At 68.6% G+C, this 23,446-nt stretch carries 15 protein-coding genes; 7 read left to right on the forward strand and 8 right to left on the reverse strand.

The features are described from left to right. Positions 1-4 precede the first annotated feature (4 nt). The 3 genes from HD557_RS20065 to HD557_RS20075 are packed head-to-tail and all read right to left on the reverse strand — an operon-like array spanning position 5 to position 3,180. Positions 5-1,348 (reverse strand): ABC transporter substrate-binding protein, encoded by a 1,344-nt coding sequence (locus tag HD557_RS20065; protein ID WP_008359082.1) that lies wholly within the window; start codon positions 1,346-1,348, stop codon positions 5-7. Positions 1,349-1,363: 15 nt separating this feature from the next. After that, positions 1,364-2,236 carry a carbohydrate ABC transporter permease gene (locus HD557_RS20070; RefSeq protein WP_196875177.1) on the reverse strand — a complete coding sequence of 291 codons (873 nt, stop codon included), beginning with the start codon at positions 2,234-2,236 and terminating at the stop codon, positions 1,364-1,366. After that, a complete protein-coding gene (locus HD557_RS20075; protein ID WP_307785668.1) occupies positions 2,233-3,180 on the reverse strand; it encodes a carbohydrate ABC transporter permease in 948 nt (315 codons plus the stop codon). The genes HD557_RS20070 and HD557_RS20075 overlap by 4 nt, the downstream gene beginning before the upstream one ends. A 111-nt stretch (positions 3,181-3,291) precedes the next feature. Here HD557_RS20075 and HD557_RS20080 point away from each other — a divergent pair, with 111 nt between their 5' ends. From HD557_RS20080 to HD557_RS20100, 5 genes are all read left to right on the forward strand, one after another. Further along, on the forward strand, positions 3,292-4,332 hold the full coding sequence (locus HD557_RS20080; RefSeq protein ID WP_196875178.1) for a LacI family DNA-binding transcriptional regulator: 1,041 nt from the start codon (positions 3,292-3,294) through the stop codon (positions 4,330-4,332). Next, positions 4,329-6,386 carry a beta-galactosidase gene (locus HD557_RS20085; RefSeq protein WP_196875179.1) on the forward strand — a complete coding sequence of 686 codons (2,058 nt, stop codon included), beginning with the start codon at positions 4,329-4,331 and terminating at the stop codon, positions 6,384-6,386. The genes HD557_RS20080 and HD557_RS20085 overlap by 4 nt, the downstream gene beginning before the upstream one ends. Then, the gene (arfA, locus tag HD557_RS20090; RefSeq protein WP_196875180.1) at positions 6,383-7,888 is read left to right on the forward strand and encodes an arabinosylfuranosidase ArfA; all 1,506 of its coding nucleotides are present in this window, start codon (positions 6,383-6,385) and stop codon (positions 7,886-7,888) included. The genes HD557_RS20085 and arfA overlap by 4 nt, the downstream gene beginning before the upstream one ends. Before the next feature lie 31 nt (positions 7,889-7,919). Next, on the forward strand, positions 7,920-10,076 hold the full coding sequence (locus HD557_RS20095; RefSeq protein ID WP_196875181.1) for an alpha-galactosidase: 2,157 nt from the start codon (positions 7,920-7,922) through the stop codon (positions 10,074-10,076). Between the two features lie 184 nt (positions 10,077-10,260). Then, positions 10,261-11,082 (forward strand): substrate-binding periplasmic protein, encoded by an 822-nt coding sequence (locus HD557_RS20100; protein ID WP_196875182.1) that lies wholly within the window; start codon positions 10,261-10,263, stop codon positions 11,080-11,082. Positions 11,083-11,149: 67 nt separating this feature from the next. On the opposite strand, the gene HD557_RS20105 is transcribed toward HD557_RS20100, so the two are convergent. From HD557_RS20105 to amcB, 3 genes are read right to left on the reverse strand one after another with little or no spacing between them, the layout of a single operon-like run. Further along, positions 11,150-11,824, reverse strand: a complete 675-nt coding sequence (locus HD557_RS20105; RefSeq protein ID WP_196875183.1) for a pentapeptide repeat-containing protein — start codon at positions 11,822-11,824, stop codon at positions 11,150-11,152. A gap of 40 nt (positions 11,825-11,864) precedes the next feature. Beyond that, entirely contained in the window at positions 11,865-12,074 is a 210-nt protein-coding gene (amcA, locus tag HD557_RS20110) for a multiple cyclophane-containing RiPP AmcA (protein WP_196875184.1), read from the reverse strand. A gap of 12 nt (positions 12,075-12,086) precedes the next feature. Then, positions 12,087-13,217, reverse strand: a complete 1,131-nt coding sequence (amcB, locus tag HD557_RS20115; RefSeq protein WP_196875185.1) for a cyclophane-forming radical SAM peptide maturase AmcB — start codon at positions 13,215-13,217, stop codon at positions 12,087-12,089. 505 nt (positions 13,218-13,722) lie between these two features. Here amcB and HD557_RS20120 point away from each other — a divergent pair. Continuing rightward, on the forward strand, positions 13,723-14,982 hold the full coding sequence (locus HD557_RS20120) for a helix-turn-helix domain-containing protein (protein WP_196875186.1): 1,260 nt from the start codon (positions 13,723-13,725) through the stop codon (positions 14,980-14,982). 20 nt (positions 14,983-15,002) lie between these two features. Beyond that, positions 15,003-15,362 (forward strand): hypothetical protein, encoded by a 360-nt coding sequence (locus tag HD557_RS20125; RefSeq protein WP_196876482.1) that lies wholly within the window; start codon positions 15,003-15,005, stop codon positions 15,360-15,362. 288 nt (positions 15,363-15,650) lie between these two features. Here the strand turns inward: HD557_RS20125 and HD557_RS20130 are convergent, their stop codons facing one another. Next, positions 15,651-17,429: a GmrSD restriction endonuclease domain-containing protein gene (locus tag HD557_RS20130; RefSeq protein WP_196875187.1), complete on the reverse strand. Its 1,779-nt coding sequence runs from the start codon at positions 17,427-17,429 to the stop codon at positions 15,651-15,653. Positions 17,430-17,791: 362 nt separating this feature from the next. After that, positions 17,792-23,308 (reverse strand): ATP-binding protein, encoded by a 5,517-nt coding sequence (locus HD557_RS20135; RefSeq protein ID WP_196875188.1) that lies wholly within the window; start codon positions 23,306-23,308, stop codon positions 17,792-17,794. Positions 23,309-23,446 lie beyond the last annotated feature (138 nt).

The following is a 23,446-nucleotide window of genomic DNA, read 5'->3' on the forward strand; positions in this document are numbered from 1 at the left end:
TGGGTCAGTTGACGCTGAAGCCCTGCTCGTCGCCGTACTTCACGAGCGCTTCCTGCCAGGCCGTCAGGCCGCCCTCGAGGGCGGTGTGGGTCTGGTAGGACTTGCCGACGGTGTCGCCGTAGATCGTGTCGGCGTACAGCTGGTAGGGCAGGTACTGCCAGCCCTCGACCACCTGCGTGGCTGCCTCGGTGAGCACCTGGTTGACCTGCTGGCCACCGAAGTAGTCGAGCTTCTTGTCGACGAACGCCGGGTCCTCCAGGTCCGCGACCGTGGCCGGGAAGCCACCGCTCTCCAGGAACGGCTCGACGCCCTCGTCGTGGTTGAGCCAGCGTACGAACGCCGCCGCCAGCGCGGGGTTCTTGCTCTGCTTCAGCACGGACTGGGTGCCGCCGCCGTTCTCGGCGGTCGCCGGCTGGCCGTCGTACGTGGGCATCGGTGCGGCCCGCCACTTGCCCGCACCGTCGGGCACGGACTGCTCGAACACGCCGGGCGCCCAGGCGCCGAGGGGGATGGACGCGATGGTCCCGTCACCCAGTGCCTTGTACCACTCCTCGGTCCAGCCCGGGATGGAGCAGGCCAGCTCGTCCTCGATGAGCTGGTTCCACACGCCCGTCCACTTCAGCGTGCCCTCGTCCTGCAGATCGATCGTGACGTTCTCGCCCTCGGACTCGAACGGCGTGCCACCGGCCTGCCAGATCATGCTGGTGGTGAATCCGGCCTCACCACTGTCGTTGGTGATGCACTGCGACGGGTTCTCCTTCTTGATGGTCCGGGCAGCCTCGACGTACTCGTCCCAGGTCTTCGGCACCTCGAGCTTGTGCTCGTCGAAGACCTCCTGGTTGTAGAAGAGCGCCATCGGGCCGGAGTCCTGCGGCAGCCCGTAGAGGCCCTCGCCGGCCTGCACCGAGGCCCACGTCGACGGCGTGTAGTCCGACTCGAACTCGTCGAAGCCGTACTGGCGCAGGTCGACCAGGTCGCCGGGCAGCGCGAACTGCGGGAGGGCCTTGTACTCGATCTGCACCACGTCGGGGCCGCCGGAACCGGCCTTGATCGCGTTCTGCAGCTTCGTGTAGTGGTCGTTGCCGGTGCCGGCGTTGACCAGCTTCACCTCGACGTTCGGGTACTGCTTTTCGAACGCCGCCACCTGGGCCTCGGCGGACGGGGTCCACGTCCAGTACGTGATGGTGCCCCCTTCCTCGAGAGCGGCGTCGAGGTCCGCGGCCGTGCCTTCGCCTCCGCTGCCGCCACCGTCGCCCGAGCCACAACCGGCGAGCACGGAGGCGGCCGTGAGGGCTGCCGCGACAAGGGCGATCCGGCGGCGGGCTCTGCGCCCACTGATGATCAACATGTCGTTCCTTTCATTTCACTGTTTGACGCTTCCCGCGCTCAGGCCGGACTGCCAGAACCGCTGGAGGAGGATGAAGGCGATGACGAGCGGGACGATGGTCAGCAGGGATCCCGTGACCACGAGGTTGTAGACGGGCTGCGCGTTGGCGCCCGTCGCCTGGGCGCTCCACTGGGTGAGGCCCACGGTGAGCGGGTAGAGCTTCGGCTCGCTCAGCATGATCAGTGGCAGGAAGTAGTTGTTCCACGTCGAGACGACGGCGAACAGCAGCACCGTGACGACGCCGGGAGCGAGCAGACGCAGCGTGACCGTGAAGAAGATCCGGATCTCGCCGGCGCCGTCGATGCGCGCCGCCTCGAGCAGCTCGTCCGGCACGGCGTCCGCGGCGTAGACCCACATCAGGTAGAGGCCGAACGGGCTGATCAGCGAGGGGATGATGATCGCCCAGACCGTGTTGGTGAGCCCCATGTTCGAGAACATCAGGAACGTCGGCACGGCCAGCGCGGTGCCGGGCACGGCCACCGCCCCGATGATGACGGCGAAGACCGTCCGGCGTCCGGGGAAGCGGTACTTGGCCAGGCCGTAGCCGGCCGCGGTGGCCAGCAGAGTCGCGCCGCCGGCACCCACCACGACGTAGAGAAGCGTGTTCGCCAGCCAGCGCAGGAAGATGCCGTCGCGATAGGTCAGCGTGTCGCGGATGTTGCTGAAGAACGCGAAGTCGTCGCCGACCCACAGCCCGGGGCTCGAGAACAGATCCTCCTGTGTCTTGGTGGCGCTCAGGACCAGCCACGCCAGCGGCACCAGCGTGTAGACGAGGAACAGCGCCATCAGCACGGTCAGCAGCGGCGATCGTCGCGGCGTCAGCGGCGACGTGCTCACCCGGCCCGTCATCTCATCGCCTCTCGTGAGCCGCGGAGCTGGACGGCGTACGCGATCACCGCGGTCAGCAGGCCCATCACGATCGCGACCGTCGCCGAGTAGTTGTACTGCTGCCCACCGAAGGACAGGTTGTAGGCGTAGAGGTTCGGTGTGTAGTAGGTCGTGATGACGTTGGGTTCCAGCGTGCGCAGGATGTTCGGCTCGTTGAAGAGCTGGAAGGTCCCGATGATGGAGAAGATCGTGGCGATCAGGATGGCCCCGCGCAGAGCCGGGATCTTGATCGAGAGCACGGTCCGCAGCGGCCCGGCACCGTCGAGCGCGGCGGCCTCGTAGAGCTCGCCGGGCACGGTGCGCAGCGCGGAGTAGAAGATCAGCATGTTGTAGCCCACGAACTCCCAGGTCACGATGTTGGCGATCGAGGCGAGCATCCAGTTGCTGCTCAGCGGCACGATCGAAGTGCCGAACAGGTCATTGAGGTCGGCGGCCAGCCCGAAGTTGGTGCCGTACATGAAGCCCCACATCAGGACGGCCACGACGCCGGGAACGGCGTACGGCAGGAAGATCACGAGCCGGAAGAAGCTCGTGGCGTAGAGCCGGGCGCTGTCGATGGCCAGCGCGGCCACCAGGGCGAGGGCGAGCATGATCGGCACCTGTACGACGAAGAACAGCAGCACTCGCAGCGAACCGTCCCAGAATTTGTCGTCGGTGAACACGTCGACGTAGTTGTCCAGACCGACGAACTCCGTGGTGCCGAAGAACGCCTGCGCGCGGAAGAGGCTGAGGTAGGCGGCGTAGCCGATCGGCGCCAGGAAGGTCAGCGCGAACACCGCCAGGAACGGGCCGACGAAGATCCACCCCTTGGTGTCGCTGCGCGACCACCGGCGACCGGGCACGGGTGGTCGCGGACCACCACCGGCCGCCCGGCGGCCCTCCATCTCGGCCACATCCTGGGACACGGTCCCGCCTCCTTTCACCGCCTTTCGGTGGCGGCCTGTTAACGTCAACAGGTACAGTGACGTACGACACATGTTGACGTCAACAGGTGCGGGGAAGGAATATTGCGATCCATGGCGACAGACAGCACGGCTTCGGGACCGGTGCCACGGCGAGGGGCCTCGCAGGCCGACGTTGCAAGGATTGCCGGCGTCTCGGGACAGACGGTCTCACGGGTCGCGAACGGCGCCCGCTATGTCGACGCGGCCACCCGGGAGCGGGTGCTGTCCGCGATGCGCGAGGTCGGCTACCGGCCCAACCGGGCTGCCCGGGCGCTGCGCAGCGGACGGTTCCAGAGCATCGGGGTGATCGCGTTCGAGCTCTCCAGCGTTGGCACCACCCACACCCTCGACGCGATCGCGGCCGCCGCCACCGAGACCGGCTACGCCATCAACCTGCTCCCGGTGCTGGACGCCACCCAGGACGCCGTGCGAGCGGCGTTCGACCAGCTCGGTGAGCAGGCGGTGGACGGCATCATCATCCTGGTCGAGACGCACCGGTTGGACGGCGTCGTCGTGCCGGAGGGACTGCCGGTGGTCGTGGTCGACTCCAGCGCTCAGTACGACTACCCGATCGTCGACAACGACCAGGCCCTCGGAGCACGGTTGGCGACCGAGCACCTGCTCGACCTCGGTCACGAGACCGTCTGGCACGTCTCCGGACCCGAGCTGTCCTACTCCGCGCGACGCCGCCGGACGTCGTGGCAGGAGACGCTCGAGGCCCACGGCCGAACGGTGCCGCCGGTGCTGCCGGGCGACTGGTCGACCCGGGCCGGATACGAGGCCGGCCTCCGGCTGGCCGACAACGAGGAGGTGACCGCGGTGTTCACCGCGAACGACCAGATGGCCCTGGGGCTCCTGCGAGCCCTGCACGAGCGCGGTCGCCGGGTCCCCGACGACGTCAGCGTCGTCGGCTTCGACGACATGGAGGAGGCGGCGTACTTCTGGCCGCCGCTGACCACCGTCCACCAGTCCTTCGACGAGGTCGGCCGGGGCGCGGTCGACGCCCTGATCCGGGAGATCCGGTCCGGCGAGCACGAGCACCAGGAGGCCCTGGTACGGCCCCGACTGGTGGTCCGGGCCAGCACCGCCGCACCCCGCAGGACGACCGCATGAGCCGGCGACCCCACCGCTGGGTGCGGTGGCCCGAGTCGCTCGCGACCGAGAACCCTCGCGGGCCCCTCGGCTTCGGGGCCGACTACAACCCCGACCAGTGGGACCGGGAGGTGTGGGACGAGGACGTCCGGCTGATGCGCCAGGCCGGGGTAAACATCGTCTCGCTCGGGATCTTCTCCTGGGCCCGCCTGCAGCCGACCCCGGACACCTGGGACTTCGAGTGGCTCGACGAGGTGATGGACCTCCTGCACACCCACGGCATCGCCGTCGACCTCGCCACCGCGACCGCCTCGCCACCGCCCTGGCTGAGCACCAGGCACCCGGAGATCCTTCCGGTCACGCGCACCGGCGAGACCATGTGGCCGGGCGCCCGGCAGCACTGGCGGCCGACGTCACCGGTGTTCCGACAGCACGCCCTGGCCGTCGTCGAGGCGGTGGCGAGCCGGTACGCCGACCACCCGGCGCTCGCCGCCTGGCACGTCTCCAACGAGCTCGGTTGCCACAACCTCTACGACTACTCCGACGACGCCGCGGCCGCGTTCCGCACCTGGCTGTCGCAGAGGTACGGCGACCTCGACGGGCTCAACCACGCCTGGGGCACCGCGTTCTGGTCGCAGCGCTACAGCGACTGGAGCGAGGTGCTGCCGCCGCGGCTGACGCCGACCATCCCCAACCCGACGCACCAGCTGGACTTCCGGCGGTTCTCCTCCGACGCCCTCAAGGACTACCTGCGCGCCGAGCGGGAGGTCCTCGACCGGTTGACCCCCGACGTGCCGGTGACCACGAACTTCATGGTGATGGACAACTTCACCGGCATCGACTACGCCGGCTGGGCGGCCGAGGTCGACTTCGTCTCCAACGACCACTACGTGCTGGTCGACGACCGCGCCCGCGACGAGCTGTCGTTCTCGGCCAACCTGACCGGCGGCATCGCCGGCGGTGAGCCGTGGTTCCTGATGGAGCACTCGACCAGCGCGGTCAACTGGCGGGCGATCAACCCGCCCAAGGCGGACGGCTCGCTGGTGCGGGACTCGCTCACGCACGTGGCCCACGGTGCGGACGCCGTCTGCTTCTTCCAGTGGCGGCAGTCCGTGTCCGGTGCGGAGAAGTACCACTCGGCGATGGTGCCCCATGCCGGCGAGGACAGCGACGTCTATCGGACGGTGGTCCGATTGGGCCAGCACCTCGAGCGGCTCGCCCCCGTCGTCGGGTCGCGGCGCCGGCAGGCTCGGGCCGCGATCCTCTTCGACATCGAGTCGTCGTGGACCCTCGACCTGGAGGCCAACCCGAGCTCCTCGGTGAGCCATCGGGCGGAGGCGCTCGACTGGTACGCCGCGTTCCTGGCGCTCGGTGTCCGGGCCGATGTCCTGCCCGTCGGTGCGCCGCTCGACGGCTACGACGTGGTGGTGGCGCCGGTGGTGCACGTGATGCCGGCCGCGACGGCCGACCGGCTGAGGGCGTTCGTCGACCGTGGTGGCCACCTGATCACGACCTACTTCTCCGGCGTCGTGGACGAGAACAACCACGTGCTGCCGGGTGGCCACCCGGGGGCGCTGCGCGACCTGCTCGGCATCCGCATCGAGGAGTTCGGGCCGCTCCTGGACGGAGACGAGGTCGTTCTCGACGACGGCAGTGTCGGGACGCTGTGGACCGACCGGATCACCGCGACGGCTCCCGAGACACAGATCCTGGCGACGTACAAGACCGGTCTGCAGGCGGGCCGCCCGGCGGTGACGCGACGGGCGGTCGGTCCGGGCTCGGCGACCTACGTCTCCACCCGGCTGGGTGCGGAGAGTCTCGAGGCGCTGCTGGCCAGGCTGATGGAGGCCGCCGGGGTGGACAGCGAGCTGCCCGAGGCGCTTCGTGGCCGGGTGGAGCTCGCCATCCGTACGGACGGCGCGAGGGAGTACTGGTTCCTGGTCAACCGGACCGACGACGTGGTCGACCTCGGCGAGCCGGGCGACCTCGGCGAGCCGGTGTTCTCCTCGGATGCCGATCGCGGCGCCGAGCTGGCGGGCTCCGCGGTGGCCGTGTTCACCCGCGCCGCCCGATGACAGGCACGACCCGCCCCGCGCTCGTCCGGCTGGACCAGCGGCGCGATCGAGGCCCCCTCGACCCCCGGCTGTTCGGCAGCTTCGTCGAGCACCTGGGGCGTTGCGTCTACACCGGGATCTACGAACCGGGGCACCCCTCGGCCGACGAGCACGGGTTCCGGCGCGACGTCGCGGAGCTGGTCGGCGAGCTCGGCCCGACCCTGGTGCGCTACCCGGGTGGCAACTTCGTCTCCGGCTACCGCTGGGAGGACGGCATCGGCCCGCGCGAGCAGCGGCCTCGACGGCTCGACCTCGCCTGGCGGTCGGTCGAGAGCAACCAGGTCGGCACAGACGACTTCCTCGCCTGGGCGGAGCGCAACCGGCTGACGCCGATGATGGCGGTCAACCTGGGCACCCGCGGGATCCAGGCCGCGGCCGACCTCGTCGAGTACTGCAACCTGCCCTCCGGCACGCACTGGTCGGACCTGCGCCGGCAGCACGGCCGCGAGCAGCCGTACGGCGTCGGCCTGTGGTGTCTCGGCAACGAGATGGACGGCCCCTGGCAGATCGGCCACCGGTCCGCCGCGGAGTACGGACAGCTGGCCGCCGAGGCCGGCAAGGCGATGAAGCTGGTCGACCCCAGCATCGAGCTGGTCGCCTGCGGCAGCTCCAACCACACCATGCCGACCTTCGGCTACTGGGAGTCGGAGGTGCTCGAGCAGGCGTGGGACGTCGTCGACCACATCTCCATGCACGCCTACTACGAAGAGCGGGACGGCGACCGGCGCAGCTTCCTGGCCTCCGGCGCGGACATGGACTCGTTCATCGACGGGGTCGTCGCCACCATCGACGCGGTGGCCGCGCGCAAGCACAGCAGCAAGCGGATCGGCATCGCGTTCGACGAGTGGAACGTCTGGTACCAGTCGCGGTTCAACGACGAGGGGCTGCCGCAGATCACCGAGGCGGGTCGGCTGCTCGAGGACGACTACAGCGCCCTCGACGCCGTGGTGGTCGGCGACCTGCTGATCTCACTGCTCAACCACGCCGACCGGGTGCGGATCGCCTGCCAGGCCCAGCTGGTCAACGTGATCGCCCCGATCCGCACCGAGCCGGGCGGCGCGGCCTGGCGGCAGCCGACCTTCCATCCGTTCGCCGCGGTCGCCGCTGCCGCGCGTGGTGCCGTCCTGGCCGCCGAGGTGGACTGCGCGACGCTCGCCACCGACCGGTACGGCCAGGTCCCGACCGTCACCGCCGCCGCCACCCACGACCCGGACACGGGCGCGTGGTCGGTCTTCCTGACCAACCGCTCCCCCACTCCGACCGAGACCTGCCTCGACCTCCACGGGCTCACGGCACCCGTCGCACCGTCCGCGCGCTCCCTCACGGCCGGTGACCCCGCGGGGTCGAACACCGCGTTCACCGCGACCGACCTCTCCTCCGGCCCGGGCGACACGCTCTCGCTGGTCCTGCCGCCGGAGTCCTGGACGGTCGTCGAAGCACGCCCGGACGCCCGGCTCGGCTGACCCGACGTACCACCCAATGACGAGGAGTCCCATGACCCACGCGTCCCCCGCGACCCGCCCCGCCGGCGGGGTGCACCTGCGCCGCGGCGACACCAGCCTGGTCGTCCGGCTCGACTCCACCGAGCTCCCCTGCATCCTCCACTGGGGACCGGATCTCGGCGAGACCGCGGCCGAGCACGTGCCCGACCTTCTCCGCTCCCTGGAGATGCCGAGCCTCGACGGGGCGATCTACCAGCACTCGTGGGCATCGGTGCTGCCGCAGCAGACCAGTGGCTGGGTGGGTCGTCCGGGTCTGCTGGGCAGCCGCGACGGCCAGGCCTGGGCGCTCACCTTCGACGCGGTGGACCACACGGTCACCGAGTCGGCCGACTGCACCCGGCTCACCAGCGTCGCGCTGGATGGGCCGGCCGGCGTGGAGGTGACCACCGAGATCGAGTTGTTGGGCAACGGTCTGCTGCGCCTGCGTGCCTGCGTACGGAACCTGGCGGAGACGCCGTACGAGGTGACGCTGCTCGAGCCGGCGCTGCCGGTGCCGGCCGAAGCCGACGAGCTTCTGGGCATGGCAGGACGGCACGCGCACGAGCGCACCCCGCAGCGCCACGCGTTCACCCAGGGACAGCACGTACGCGAGGCCTGGGGCGGTCGTCCCGGCCACGACTCGGCCACCGTGCTGTGCGCCGGCCGGTCCGGGTTCGGCTTCCGCGGCGGTCGGGTCTGGGGTGTCCACCTCGGCTGGAGCGGCAACCAGGTGCTCTGCGCCGAGAACTCCTTCACCGGCTGGAAGCTGCTGCGCGGAGGCGAGGTGCTCATGCCCGGTGAGATGGTGCTGGGCCACGACGAGACGTACGCCTCGCCCTGGCTCTACGCCTCCTGGGGCGACGGGCTCGACGCCTTCTCCGGTCGCTTCCACGAGCACCTGCGGGCGCGCCCGACCCACCCGCGGCGCGAGCGACCGGTGCTCCTCAACACCTGGGAGGCCGTCTACTTCGACATGGACACGGAGAAGCTGATCGAGCTCGCCGAGCGCGCTGCCGAGCTGGGCGTCGAGCGGTACGTCCTCGACGACGGCTGGTTCAAGGGGCGGCGCGACGCGACGAGCTCGCTGGGCGACTGGGTGGTGGACGAGGGCGTGTTCCCGGACGGCCTCACCCCGCTGGTGAAGACCGTGCAGGGCCTGGGCATGGAGTTCGGGCTGTGGTTCGAGCCCGAGATGGTCAGCCTCGACTCCGACGTGGCCCGGGAGCATCCCGAGTGGATCCTCGGCACCCACGCCGGTCCCGGCATCAGCTCGCGCAACCAGCACGTCCTCGACCTCTCGAACCCGGACGCCTGGGACCACGTGTTCGGCCAGATCTCGGCGCTGGTGGACCGCTACGACATCGCCTACATCAAGTGGGACCACAACCGTGCGCTGACCGGCGCGGGCCGCGGCCGGGACCACCGGCCCGCGGTCCACCTGCAGACGCTCGCCGCCTATCGCCTGATGGACGCACTCCGTGCCGAGCATCCCGGGCTCGAGATCGAGTCCTGCTGCGGCGGTGGCGGGCGCCTCGACCTCGGAGTCCTCGAGCGCACCGACCGGGCCTGGGTCTCCGACTGCATCGACGCGCACGAAGGGCACCGTCTGGTCCGGTGGACCGGCCTGACCCTCCCGCCCGAGCTGATGGGCGCCCACGTCGGATCGGGCACCGACCACACCACCGGACGTCAGCACACCCTGCGCTTCCGCGCCGGCACCGCCATCTGGGGACATCTCGGCGTCGAGTGGGACCTCACCACCATGTCGGACGCGGACCGCGAGGAGCTCCGAGCCTGGATCGCGCTGCACAAGCGGTTCCGTGGGCTGCTCCACTCCGGCCGCGTCGTGCGGGCCGACACCGTGCCCGACGGCCTCCAGGTCGACGGCGTGGTCGCCCCCGACGGGCGCGAGGCGCTGTTCCGGGTGTCGGCGCTCGACCACACCCTGGGTCAGCCGGCCGGCCGCATCCGGTTCCCCGGCCTGACCCCGGACACGGCGTACCGGGTGATGCCGGTGCCTCTCGCGATCTCACCCAAGAACCGCCCGCGACCCGCGTGGTACGACGGCGGCACGGTGATGAGCGGCCGGCTGCTCGACGAGGTCGGCATCATCGCGCCCCTGCTGGAGGCCGACGACCTGGTCATCGTGCACCTGGTCGCGACGCGGTGACCCCGAGCCGGCCATAGCGGTCGGTTGCCGCAGCCCCCGGGATTCACCGACCGTTTGCACCGTGTTGGTCGAGCCACGTTCCCCGTGACGTACGGGTCCGGTTGTCTGGTTCACGCCTCACCGCTCGGGCCTGCATGCCATCCATCGGCAGGTGCCTCCGCCCCCAGCCACAGGATCCCCCCACATGAACCAGATCAAGTTGGTCGTCGCCGGCGCAGTGGTCCTCCTAGGCGCGATCGCCTTCAGCGGATACTTCTCGCAGTCCACGCCGACCGCCACCGACAAGGCCAGCGCCGCGGTCGGCAGCAGCAACACCCTTCGGATCGGTGTCGACAGCACCGAGCCGGTCTACTTCACGAGCGAGGACGGCTCGGCCAAGGGCTTCGACTACGAGATGGCGCGCAGCGTCGCCGAAGGCATGGGCCTCGAGCCCGAGTTCGTGGCGATGGACTTCAACGAGCTCTTCCCGGCCCTGCGAGCGGGGAAGATCGACATGATCGGGGCCCAGGTCACGAACACCTCGGTGCTGGAGCGCGAGTTCGACTTCAGCGCGCCGTACTTCTCGACGTACGTCGCCTTCCTCACCCCCGAGGGATCGACCATCCGGACACGTCGCGACGTCGACGGGAAGAGGATCGCCGTCGTCGACGGCGCGATCCAGGAGTCCTACCTGCGGGACAAGTACCACGACGTCGAGATCGTCAAGGCCCCGAACGTGGGCGCTGCCGTCGAACTGATCGAGCGGGGCGAAGCGGACGCGCTGTTCCACGGAGCTCCTTACGCGCAGTCGATCATCAAGGGCGCCCCCATCGTCCTGGAGGAGCCGATCGTCTACCAGGTCGACAACGCCCCGATCGGGTTCGTCATCCGCTCCGGCGACCAGCGCAAGGCGCAGATCGACGAGGTCCTGAAGGACATGGTCCTCAGCGGTGAGTGGCTGAAGATCAAGACTGCGTACTTCGAGGCCGACCCGCTCTCCGACGTGTTCCGCGACAAGGGAGCCTGACCTTCCGGCCCGAGGGGAACCCGCCGGGCTTTCGACGACGGCGCGCTGGCCATACGAGGCAAGCTGACTACTCCAAGTCGTCCGCGAAAGTGAGATCGAGGTCGTCAGCCAGGGCATCGGTGAGATCAGCCAGCTGGTGACGGTCCAGGAGCGCCTGGCGCAGGTTGACCACCCCGGAGATCGCAGACAGGTCGTTCTCACGAAGGTCCGTGCCGCGGTAGGTGCCCTGCCCGAACCTGGTCTGCGCCAGCCTGTTCTCGGTGAACGCAGCTCGGCTGAGGTCGCTGCCGTCGAACTCGGCCTCGGTCAGCGAGCACCCGACGAACGCGACGGCGCCCTTCGCGATCACATGAGTGAAGGTCGCATAGTCGAGGCGGCACCGCTCGAAGACGACGTCTTCCAAGGTGACCTCGCTGAACCTGGCGCCGAGGAGGCGGCAATTACTGAACCTGACACGTGTGAGTCTGCTGTCGGCGATGACGAGCGAGGCCAGCTCGCAGTCGGCGAGCTCGACCGACGACAGGCGTACGTCAGACATGTGCGTCCGCTCCGCCGTCACCTTCTGAATCAGCCCGTCGTGGAGGCGCGAGTCGACCACCTCCAGGAGACGAAGGGCCCGATCGCGGTAGGAGAAAAAGGTGATCGGGTCATCGGCCGCCTCGAGGGCGGACACCGCCTGGAGATCACGCTCGCCGACGGCCGGCAACGCTACGCGGGTATCGCGGATCGTGAACGTCTCCATGGGCCTTCACCCTATGTGCGAGCAAGTAGGGATCCGCATCTCATCTCTTCTTCCAGTTGTCCCAGGTCGGCCGATTGTCGAAGCGCTTCGGCCCGGTCTTGGCCCAGTTGTCCCAGGACTTCCGATTGTCGAACGCCGTCGGCGACGGGGCCGCTGCATGCGTCGCGGTATCAAGGATCGGATGCCCGGTGCGCAGGAGTCTCGCGAGGTCGGTGTCTGGATCCAGCAGCGTCTGAGGCGAAGTCTTCATGGCTGTTCTCTCCTAGATCGGTGTGGTGTCGACGAGTGCTTTGACGAGCTCTTGCCTGCTCACTCGGCAGTAGTTGGTCTCGGTCGTATCGAAGCGGCCGTTTTCGAAGTACCGGTTTCCCGCCTGGGCGCCCCGGCAGAAGTCAAAGAAGTCGCAGGTGGCAAGGCATCTGTTGAGACCGTCGAGGAACTCAGCGACGTATCGCAAACGGCCCGCCGAGCCGAGAATCTCGCTGATGCTCTGGTCGCGAACATTGCCGGCGATGAAGTCGCCGTAATGCCCGTCCTTGATCCCGGCCAGTTCTGGGGAGAGCAACACGACGTCACCGTTGAATGTCACGGTGGGCAACGGGTCGAACCGGTGCGACTCCCACCGGTCGCGGTGACCGGTACGGATCAGCCGGAGGTAGCTCCCGATCCGCTCGAGTTCGCGCACCTCGGTCTCCGGGTGCTCGAGCGACCACGCGATCGCGCCGGCCCAGAACTCACGTGCGGTGGTAGTTGAAGGAAGTGGCCGATCAAGGTTGACCCCTTCGCGCTCCTCCATGTTGATGCCGACCGATGAGGCACCGAGTTCGGTCGCGAAGTCGAGCACGTCAGGCGCAGTACCACGACTCGGGTCGACAACAGCGATCATCGAGAAGTCGATCCCATGAGCACGAAGCCGTTCGATCCCAGCCATGGCGCGGTCGAAGGACTGGCGACCGCCGCGATCAACCCGCTCCCGGTTGAGGTCTCTCGGCCCATCGAGGCTGACACCGACCTTCACGTCGTACGCGGTGAGCAATTCGCACCACGAGTCGTCGATGAGGGTGGCATTCGTCTGCAGGCTGTGAACCAGTCTCCCGGCGCGACGCAGCGCCTCGAACTCCTCCCAGAGCCCGACCATCTGATCACGACCCGTCGCCAGCGGCTCCCCGCCGTGCCAACACACCTCGACTACGTCGTCGGCCGGTTGCTCCGCGATGCTGCTCGCGACCGCCGCAGCGACCTCGACACTCATCTCACGGCGTCGCATCCGCTCGGGCAGGTAGCAGTAGCTGCAGTCCAGATTGCACAGCGTGGTCGGCTGCATGATCACCAAGCTCGGCCGAGGAGCAATCCAACGCTCGTACGCCGCCAACGACGGATACTGCGACCACATCAGCGCGCCACCTTGCGACGGCATGCAGGGCACAGCGCGTCGTCTCTCACCTCTGCACGGGGGCGCGCCGGCACCAGGTTCCACCGACCCAGGCGACGCCCACAGCGAGTGAAGACGTAACTAGCGCGTCCGATCAAGCCGGGCCGCGCCAAGTGCCAGAACGCGCCGTCACGCGTCTTGTGGACGTACGCCATGCCCGACCGCGGCGTCGCCATGTCCATCTCGGTCATCTCTGTCCCCTTCGTCCGTAGATGGCCCGACGCCCGAGACTCTCTGGCACTGGACCCACCTTGCCGGTTGCTGACCCCAGCACCGGCGAATCCTGCGTTCGATCGATGCCGGGGTCGTTCTCAACTCTCCTCAGCGCGCGGAGCATCGGGAACGCTCGACCGCTGCCCTTCCGCTGCCCTTGCCCTGCCTTTCGGCGTGCAAACCTGATTCAATGCCGGGGGTGGAGACGTGGACGGGGGCAGAGGCGCGGTTGCTGCGTAAGGTGGCACTGCGAATGAGCCTGCGTGACTTCGCTGACCACCTCGGTATCCCGTCGCGCACGGTCAGCAAGTGGGAGCAGGCCGGTGCTACCCGAGTCCCGCGACCGCACATGCAGGCGATTCTCGACACCGTTCTAGAACGCGCCGACGCTGCCGCCCGGATCCGGTTCGAGGCAGCCTTGGCTGAGCGTCAGGTTGCACTCGTGCACCCTGCTGGCATGGTGGACGACGTCGTCGCGGATCAGCCGCAGGGCCTGGAGTTTGACGACCTGAGCCGCCGCGAGCTGCTGCGGCTGATGACGATGGCCGGAACCCTCATCGCGATGGCCGGGCTCGAGGACGGCATCGACCGGGAACGCATCGAGCACGTCGGCCGGATCGGTCCCGAGACTGTCGACGAGTACGCCGCGCTCAACAGCCATCTGTGGCGAGTATTCGCCTTGGCGAAGACGAAGCGCCATGCCTATCCGATCGTGCGAGAGCATCTCGGCGTGCTGGTTTCAGCCCTGCAGCGTACGCGCAGCGAAAAGGTTCACCGAGAGCTCTGCTCCCTGATTGCTGACCTGTTTCAGCTCGCTGGAGAGATCTTCTTCGACAGCAACCGCTACACCGATGCGGCGCACTGCTACACCCTGGCCGCCTCAGCGGGGAAAGAGGCCGGCGCACACGACCTGTGGGCGACCGCGCTGACTCGCCACGCCTTCATCGGGGTATACGAGCACCAGCACGCCGACGCCCACCCGATGCTCGACCTCGCCGCTCGCGTCGCGACCAAGGGCGATCCGAGTCTGTCAACGCGCTACTGGGTGAGCACCGTCCAAGCCCAGGTGCACGCGGGGCTCGGTGATCTCGCCGCCTGCCAGCGCTCCCTCGATACCGCTGAAGACGTCCACCACCTAACCGGCCGGATTCACACCGACGGCTGGCTTCGTTTCGACGGCTCGCGACTACCTGAGGAGCGCGGCGCCTGCTACGTCACCCTGCAGCGCGCCGACCTCGCCGAACAGGCCCTAGATGCAGCCCTGAGAATGGACATCTCAGCCCGCCGACGCGGCGGTGTCCTGACCGATCTCGCAACCCTCGGTCTTCAGCAAGGAGATGTCGATCAGCTCGTCGTCCATGCCGACGCTGCAGTCGAGGTCGCCAAGGGCACAGGCTCGGGATGGGTGGAACGAAAGCTCACCGGACTGAACAAGCAGCTCACGCCTCTGATGGGTGAGCCGAGGGTGAACGAGCTCAGCCAGAAGTTGGCATCGTTCTCGACGACGCCATGACAACAATGAAGGAGAAGACTTTGTCGGTCGACCAGGGACGTGTCTTTCGTGAGGCATGGATTGCCGGAGTCCGGAAGCACTACCCCGGAGAGCCCAAGGCGGGCTACGTGGCCCCTTGGGAAGAGACGCCGGACTGGGAGCGCGCCAGCGCGGCGGCGGTCTACCAGCAGGTCCGTGCCTTCGTCGAGACCTCAGGCGGTACGACGAGCAAGCTCACCCGTGAGCAGAAGGGCCGGTTCGTGGCCATCTGCTGGATTGCCCAGATCTTCAAACACTTCCCCGACCCAAAGCCTTCCTACGTCGCCGACTGGGCGGACATGCCGGAGTGGCAGCGCGAGACGGACGCAGACATCTTCGAGCGCATCGAACGAGATGCATAGTCGGAATCTTCGCGCCGGGTGCTGTTGTGTGCCGCGCTACATCTCGAGCCCACAGAGAGGGCGGTAGCGTCGATGGCCGGGCGCCCGTGTCACTGCGGGGTGAGTCCCAGAAAGTGTTGCAGCCACCTCGTTCTCGCGGAGGTAGGTGCCTGGCCCGAAATGCAACACTCCGCCCACTGTGACGCAGGGCGAGACCGGGCGTGCCAAGGTGTCCTGCATGCACAAGTGAAATGCCGCGGCCGATGCGTTCAGATAAGTGGCGCGCGTGGATGATCGTGAGCGCATCGATCAGGCGAAGCGAGCGAAGAGCTTTCCAACGTCCGCTGCCGCGACTTCCAACGTCTGCGATCCCGATCGCGTGAAGAAGGCATTGTTGACGGTAACTGGTTCTCCGACGTCGGTTACCTTCAAGATGATCACGGTGCGCTCGGCGATTTTCGCCACGCGCACGTCGCGCAAAACCTGTGCCTCAAGCCGTGTGTCGACCTTGCACGCCTTGTACTTGTCGGTGAACCACAACAGAACGTCATCGAGAGTCCCGAGTTGATCCATGTCTGCTTCAACGCCAGTGATGAAGCGGCTCTCTACCTCGGGGCAGTCGCGCCCAGTGACCTTCTTAATCCTCGTAGCATCGTCGTTCTTATCTGCTACGCCTACTAGTACATACCCCTCGAAGCCGTTGCCACCATTGGCCATACCAACCGTCGTCCGAGCGATGTCCTTGACGACATTGGTGTTGAGCGCTGGCGGATCAGACAGAGTCGAGAAGCCTTGCTTCATCTCAAGCGCGGAGACCTCGACCAGTGAGGCCTTGAGGAGCCGCTCAACGACGAGAGCGTTCTTGGTCTGGAACGGACCAGTCGAGATAGTCCCGGCGACGGCGTGCTTTCGCAGGACCCCAGCCACCACGTCGATATTGGAGCGCTTGGAATCGGCAGTCCAGCGACCGCCACCACCTGGAATATCCAAGTGGTTGGTCCCGAAGTCAGCGAGCGCCATACGAATCGCGCCGAAATCCAAGACGTTCAATCCCTCGACGTGCATTACGACGTCGAGGGCCAAGAAGACGACCTCGAAGTAGCGAGGAACTCGCTGCTTCGGCGCGGAGAAGAAGTGAAGCGCAAAGAGGTGGTCTGCGTCGAAAATTTCGTTGAATGCAGCCAGGGTGTCGTCGAATCGCTCTTGTACCTCTTCGGGTGAGTACTTGACGATCGCGGTGTCGATCTTCTCTGGCCGCGACTCTGTTCCCGGCAGCAACCCGTAGAACTCGTCGAGAACGCGGGAGTCGTAGGGCGGAGTGGGATCTGCAAGCATTGTCACGAGCAGATCCGCGACGATCTCCTCATCGCGCGACGTTCGTACCTGCTCCCGGTCCAGGACGCGGTGGCGAACCCAGAAGATGTCATCGACGTAGACGCCACGGCCATCCTCAGTCGACGAGATGCTGATGTTGGGCATGCGCTTCAGGTCGACCATGTCCGACACTGAAAAGTCGCCGCGGATCGCCGCCGAGATCGTCCTGACGCTGTCCGCGTAGGTCGACAGGCAACCGGCCTGCCTGATCTCCTGGCGTGAGAGGTGCCGGCCGTTTGAGTTGATTCGGCGGAACACCTCGTCAACCTTCTCGTTCGAGCTGGTCCGATAGACCGAGATGGGCAATGTATACCCAGCAAGCTCGACCGCCTGAGACCGAGGAAGAACGGGCTCGCTCTGCTCTAGGGCATTCTCGTCGAGTAGCTGCTTCGTTTCTGCAAGAGCGTTCAGATCGAAGTACCCCTCTGGGACACCGAACTCATTCTCAAAGTAACTGAAGATGGCGTTCAGGCGCTGCAGTCCGTCGATCACTTCAAGTCGCTCGACCCCGTCGTCCGTGACCTCGGCAACCAAGATCAAGGGCACCGGCATGTCCTTGAGCAGGGAGTCAATGAAGGCCTGCTTCTCAGCCTCCACCCAGACCAATTTGCGTTGGTAGCGGCGGTTCACGACCAACCGCCCACTGCGGAACTGCGTGTATAGGGATTGAACCGACTCGCCCCGAACGATCAGGCTCGTGCTGAACTCGGCCATGGTCCTCACTCTCGATTCGCGCTGCCTATGTGCCAGAAAGGTACAGGAGGCACAGACGGAAGGGACCACAACAGCACCAGATGCGTCTTACCGCCGCGTTTGTCGCGGGGGTGGCGTAGGTCTCGGTGGGGTGCGCGGTCGGCCGGCCATCACGCTCCTTCTCCGTGGCGCCGAGCGGCGTCCTTCCTCGGGACAAAGCCTTCCGAGGCCATTCAAGACAACCGCCGGCGGTCCCGAGAACAAGTGCCAAAGAAGCGACACACGGGAGATCGAGCCCTGTCCTTGACCTTCGGTGAAGGTTAAGGACAGGGCCCTGATCAGGTGTATTGACCGCGGCAGACTCGAAACCCTGACCGTCTAGGTCACTCCTTGCCCCACGCCCGTTCGATGACCTCGATCACCTTGGGCCGCAGATCGCTGGCCGCGATGACCTCGTCGACCGAGCCCACCTCGACGGCGCGGTGGATGTTGTGCACGTCGTCGAACTCGGCGGCGACCTCGGCGATCTTGTCGGCCCGCAGCTGGGCGCGGAGCTCGGCGAGCTCGACGACGAGCGCGCCGCGTTCGCCGTCCTCGGCGTGGTCGATGCGCTCCTCGAGCGCGGCGACGCGCGGGTCGGCCGCCGCTCGCTTGGAGACCTCGGCGGCGAACACGACGGCGGCCGCGGGAGCGCCACCGAGGACGGAGGCGTACGAGCCTTCGATGGCGAGGACGGTCATCGACGGGTTCAGGTGCTTGGAGAACACCACGAACGCGCCGCCGTGGTAGCGGGAGATGACGCAGAAGACGATGGGGCCCTGGAAGTTGACGACCGCGCGGCCGATCTCGGCGCCGTACTCGAGCTGCAGGTTGCGCATCGACTCCGGGGAGCCGTCGAAGCCGGACAGGTTGGCGAGCACCACCAGCGGTCGGTTGCCCGAGGCCGCGTTGATCGCGCGCGCGACCTTCTTCGACGACCGCGGGAACAGGGTGCCCGCGGTGTAGGTGTCCGGACCGTCGGTGGGAGGGAACCCGGCGCGCGGCACCGGCTTGGACTCGATGCCGACCAGGCTGACCGGGTAGCCGCCGATGCGGGTGTCGACGACCACGGCGGTGTCGGCGTCGGCCATACCGGCCCACCGCTCGAGCATCTCGTGGTCGGCGTCGGCCAGCGCCCGCATCACGGTGCGGATGTCGAAGGGTCGCTTGCGGTCGGGGTTGTGCTCGGCCGAGAAGATCTCGCCGACCGTGGCGAAGTCACCCGGGTGCGGGAAGGACGACACGTCGCGGTCGACCGGGTCGGCCGTTGCGGCGCGCCGCGGGCCGGCCTCGCCGGGGACCACGTACGTGTGCTCGTAGTGAGCCATGAGCACCCGGAAGGCACCGGCCAGGTCGGGGACCCAGTACTGCGCCTGCCCGTTCGGGCCCATCACCCGGTCGTAGCCACCGATGCCGTGGTTGTCCTCGGCGGACACACCACCGGAGAAGTCGAGCGACTGCTTGCCGGTGAGCACCATGGCGCTGTCCGGGGTCATCACCAGGATGCCCTTGGTGTGCATCAGCATCGTCGCTTCGGCGTTCCAGTAGGGCTGGGCGCCGACGTTGATCCCGGCGACGACAATGTTGATCTCGCCGCCGTCCTGGGTGAACTGGACGATCCGGCGCAGCGCGGCGGCGACCCAGTCCATGTTCTCGGTGCCGCTCTCCATCGAGATCCGGGCACCGGCCGAGACCGCGAACCACTCGACCGGGACCTGCATCCGCTCGGCGAGGTCGATGGCCGCGATCACCCGGGCGCACTCGGGCTCCGAGAGGGCACCGAGCGACTTGAGCGGGTCACCGCAGAGTACGACGCGGGTGATGCCGTCGGGGTAGAGCGAGCTCGGGGTGGTCACGACGGCGACGATGATGCCGGCCTTGTTGAGCCCGGGGGCACGGTCGACCGGTGCGAGCTTGCCGGAGTCGTCGAGGTCGTGCTCGACGACCGTGCCGCCAGCGGCCAGGGCGCGCTGGAGCTCATAGGGGTAGACGAGGCCGCGGCGCCGGGCGCGGAGCACCTTGGCGGCGTACTCGTCCAGCGGGGCGAGCGGCTCGGTGGGCGGCTCGATGACGTCGGCCACGACGCCCGCGCCCGGCTGGGCGTGGAAGCGGATCGCCAGGCGGGTCGGCTCGCCGCCGTCCGGCGAGGCCACCCGCCCTTCGGCGAGAACCTCCTCGATCCCGGTGCCCTCGCTGAGGGGTGTGATCTTGCTCTGGAGCGCGGTGATCTGGTCGAGGTCCGCCTCGACGACCGGCCACACCGTCACCCAGACGTGGTTGACGTCGAGCTTGGTGCCCTCGCGACCTCGGGCGGTGCGTACGCGGCGGATCGCCTCGAGGCAGTTCTCCACGGCACGCTCGACGTGCGGCAGCGCGATCACACGGCCCTCGTCGTCGCGGACCACGGCGAGCTGGCGGGCCTGCGCGGCCGCGACGAGCCGGCGGTCGGCCGGGTTGGCCCGGGCGACGCACTCGTAGAGCAGGACGTCGTCGGGCGCGGCGAGCCGGGTGACCTCGAACTCGCTGAGGCGCCACAGGTTGAGCCGGCGACCCACCATCGGGTGCATGCCCCGGACGAGTGTGTCCTCGACCAGCTCGGTGGTCGGGATGTGAGGGGCGCCGTCCGCGTGGTGGCGGTAGGTGAAGTAGTCGATCGGCTGCGGCGCGGGATGGCAGACCGCGACCGAGACGCGGCGGGCACGACGGGCGAACTCCTGCCCGGCGAGCATCGCGGCCAGCTCGGCCGAGGCCTGGTCCGGATCGGTGGGCGCGTCCGTCCAGCGCAGGTAGATCTCGACGACGTCATCGTGGTCGGGCGTCATCGCCGAGGTGATGGCGGTGGCGAGCGGGCCGTCGGGGTCGGCGAGCTCGGTGACGTCGCCGATGGTGGACACCACCCGGGCCGCGCCCTTCTCGTCCGTGGCGTAGTCGGCGTGCGCCACCGGGCGCCCGCCGCCGTTGCCGGTGACGGTCAGGTCGTGCAGGTCGTAGTCGCGGTAGTGGCGCCGGATCAGCACCTCCAGCAGCGGCTCGCGCTCGGGAAGCCCCTCGACCAGCCGGTCCCGGAGGAAGCCGACCAGCGGCTCGGGGACGGCCGCGAGTGCGTCGATGCGGGCAGCCCGGTCAGGGGCGTCCGGGTCGGTGAGGGCGGCGACCTCGGCCGGTACGCCCTCCAGCACCGCGCGACGCTCGTCATCGACCGCCGGCTGGTCGAACCAGCCGAACCGGACCGAGCGGGCCAGGTCGCCGACGACGGCGAACCGGAGCTGCGTGGCGCGTACGATCCGCTCGAGCAGTGCGCGGACGGCGGCAGCGTCCTCGGTGGCCGGCGGCGGGTCGCCGAGCCAGCGCTGGAGCACCCCGATCGCGACGTCGACGTCGGCGGGATGCTGCTGGGCGAGGAAGATGCGGAACACCGCACGCTCGAGCTCCGGCGTACGTTCGAGGTCGGTGACCCCGTAGTGCGCGAGGACCCGCTGCAGCTTGTCCCGGAAGTGGTCCGGGAGGGCACCCCGGTCGGGGTCCAGGCTGCGCAGGTAGGTGTGGAAGTACTCCCGCGAGCTGTGCACGCGCAGCTCGGTGGACGGCTCGTCACCGGCCGGGCGGTTGCGGCTGAGCTCGGCGAAGTCGGTGAACAGCGACAGCAGGCCCATCTCGGTGCGGAGGGTGTCCGCGGGCGCGCCGGTGGAGCGGGAGGCCAGGTGGGCGGCGAGCAGGGCCGGACGCTGATCCTCCTCGACGTCGTAGCCGAGCAGCAGGCTGCTCAGGTCGGCGATCGCGCCGTTGCTGCGGCCGGTCTCGGCGGTGGGCGCGGGCAGGTCGAGGTCGGCCAGGCGGGCACTGCTCGCCTGCTCGCCCTCGGCGCCGCCGGTCGGCTCGAGGCGCAGCAGCGGCGCCGCGGTCTCGACCTGGCTCCCGACCCGGACCAGGAGCTCCTTGACCCGGCCGGTGAACGGCGCGGTCAGCGCGGTCTCCATCTTCATCGACTCGAGCACCAGCACCGGGTGACCCGCCTCCACCTCGTCGCCGACGGCGAGCGGGGTGGAGACGACGAGCGCCGGCGCGGGCGAGCGCAGCATGCCGCCCTCGTCGCGGCTGACCCGGTGCATCACGTCGTCGACCTCGACCAGGTGGACGGGGCCGTGGGTGGCGGTCACCAGCCGGTAGCGGTGGCCGTCGACGGTGAGCCGGCCGTGCACCTCGTCGATCCGGTCGAGGGTGGCGGTGAGGGTGCGCCGCTCTCCCCCGGCGGTGATGGTGACCTGGTAGCGGGCGGGCCCGGACTGCCGCACGGTCAGGGCGTACGTCGCCCCGCGCAGCTTGAGCTCGATGGTGCGAGCAGGGTCGTGCTGGATCTGAGGGCGGCCACCCTGGGCGGTCTGGAGCATGCGGGCGATCTCGCCGCGCTCGGCCTCGTCGTAGCCCTCGATCGCGGCGGCGACGAGCGCGACGCCTGCATGCCGGGCGGCCTGCAGCCGCCCCTCACCGCGCACTCGGTCGATCCAGCCGGTGTCGGCCCAGGCCGGGCTGCCGGTGGTGACCTCGGGCTGGTCGAGGAGGTCGAGGATGAAGCTCTTGTTGGTCGCGCCGCCGTCGATGATGACGGTGGTCTCCCCCATCGCCCGGCGCAGCCGCGCCAAGGCCTGCTCGCGGTCGGCGCCCCAGGCGATCACCTTGGCGATCATCGAGTCGAAGTCGGCCGGGATGGTGTCGCCCTCCGCCACGCCGGTGTCGACCCGGATGCCGGGTCCGGCGGGGAACTCGAGGCGGCTGATCCGGCCCGGAGCGGGCGCGAAGTCGCGGTCGGGGTCCTCGGCGTTGAGCCGGGCCTCGACCGCGTGGCCCCGCTCGGTCGGCCGGTCGCCGGTGAGCGGGACACCGGAGGCGACCTGGATCTGCAGCGCGACCAGGTCGGTGCCGGTCACGACCTCGGTGATCGGGTGCTCGACCTGGAGGCGCGTGTTGACCTCGAGGAAGGCGAACGTCTTCTCACCCGGGTGGTAGAGGAACTCGACGGTGCCGGCTCCGGCGTAGCCCACCGCCGTGGCGAGCCGCTCCGCGGATGCCTTGAGCTCGGCGGCCTGGTCGTCGGTCAGCAGCGGGGAGGACGACTCCTCGATGACCTTCTGGTTGCGCCGCTGCACCGAGCAGTCGCGTACGCCGATCGCCCAGGCGGTGCCCTGGCCGTCGGCGATCACCTGGACCTCGACGTGACGGGCGTCGGTGACCAGCTTCTCGAGGAACACGACGCCGCTGCCGAACGCCCGCTCCGCCTCGTCCCGGGTGCGCTGGTAGGCCTCGGCGAGCTCGGTACCGGAGGTGACCTTCCGGATGCCGCGACCGCCGCCCCCGGCGGTGGCCTTGAGCATGAGCGGGTAGCCGATCTTCTCGGCGCTGGCCAGGGCCTCCTCGAGCGTGTCGACTCCACCGCGGCTCCACGGAGCCACCGGGACGCCGACCTCCTCGGCGATCAGCTTCGAGCCGATCTTGTCGCCCAGCTTGCGCATCGCCTCGGCGCTGGGACCGATGAAGGTGACGCCCAGCCGGTCGCAGAGCTCGGCGAAGGCGGGGTCCTCGGCGACGAAGCCCCAGCCGACCCAGGCGGCGTCCGCTCCGGTGGCGACCAGGGCCTGCTCGAGGACGGCGAGGTCGAGGTAGGGGCGATCCGCCGCCGCTCCCAGCAGGTGGGCCTCGTCGGCCTCGCGTACGAACGCCGCCCCGGCGTCGACGTCGGTGTGCAGTGCGATGGTGCGGATCGTCCCTTCGGACGATCCCCGCGCGTTGAGGTCGCGGACGGCATGGATCAGACGCATCGCGGCTTCACCGCGGTTGACGATGGCAATTCGAGAGACCTGTGGCACGGTGCAGACCTTGTCATCTGGCGCCGCTCCTGTGACCGCTCGACTCCGACAGGCTTCGCGGGGATTCCTTGTGGGCACCGGCCAGCGACACGGCCGAAACGGCGTCCCACCGGGCATCACCGGTGCCGCACGGTCAGA

The organism is Nocardioides luteus (assembly GCF_015752315.1).
Classification (GTDB): domain Bacteria; phylum Actinomycetota; class Actinomycetes; order Propionibacteriales; family Nocardioidaceae; genus Nocardioides.

Bases quoted from the DNA above. Each gene is read 5' to 3' on its own strand.
- HD557_RS20065 (WP_008359082.1), bottom strand. From the start codon at position 1,348: ATGTTGATCATCAGTGGGCGCAGAGCCCGCCGCCGGATCGCCCTTGTC.
- HD557_RS20070 (WP_196875177.1), bottom strand. From the start codon at position 2,236: ATGACGGGCCGGGTGAGCACGTCGCCGCTGACGCCGCGACGATCGCCG.
- HD557_RS20080 (WP_196875178.1), top strand. From the start codon at position 3,292: ATGGCGACAGACAGCACGGCTTCGGGACCGGTGCCACGGCGAGGGGCC.
- HD557_RS20085 (WP_196875179.1), top strand. From the start codon at position 4,329: ATGAGCCGGCGACCCCACCGCTGGGTGCGGTGGCCCGAGTCGCTCGCG.
- arfA (WP_196875180.1), top strand. From the start codon at position 6,383: ATGACAGGCACGACCCGCCCCGCGCTCGTCCGGCTGGACCAGCGGCGC.
- HD557_RS20095 (WP_196875181.1), top strand. From the start codon at position 7,920: ATGACCCACGCGTCCCCCGCGACCCGCCCCGCCGGCGGGGTGCACCTG.
- HD557_RS20100 (WP_196875182.1), top strand. From the start codon at position 10,261: ATGAACCAGATCAAGTTGGTCGTCGCCGGCGCAGTGGTCCTCCTAGGC.
- HD557_RS20105 (WP_196875183.1), bottom strand. From the start codon at position 11,824: ATGGAGACGTTCACGATCCGCGATACCCGCGTAGCGTTGCCGGCCGTC.
- amcA (WP_196875184.1), bottom strand. From the start codon at position 12,074: ATGAAGACTTCGCCTCAGACGCTGCTGGATCCAGACACCGACCTCGCG.
- amcB (WP_196875185.1), bottom strand. From the start codon at position 13,217: ATGTGGTCGCAGTATCCGTCGTTGGCGGCGTACGAGCGTTGGATTGCT.
- HD557_RS20120 (WP_196875186.1), top strand. From the start codon at position 13,723: ATGAGCCTGCGTGACTTCGCTGACCACCTCGGTATCCCGTCGCGCACG.
- HD557_RS20130 (WP_196875187.1), bottom strand. From the start codon at position 17,429: ATGGCCGAGTTCAGCACGAGCCTGATCGTTCGGGGCGAGTCGGTTCAA.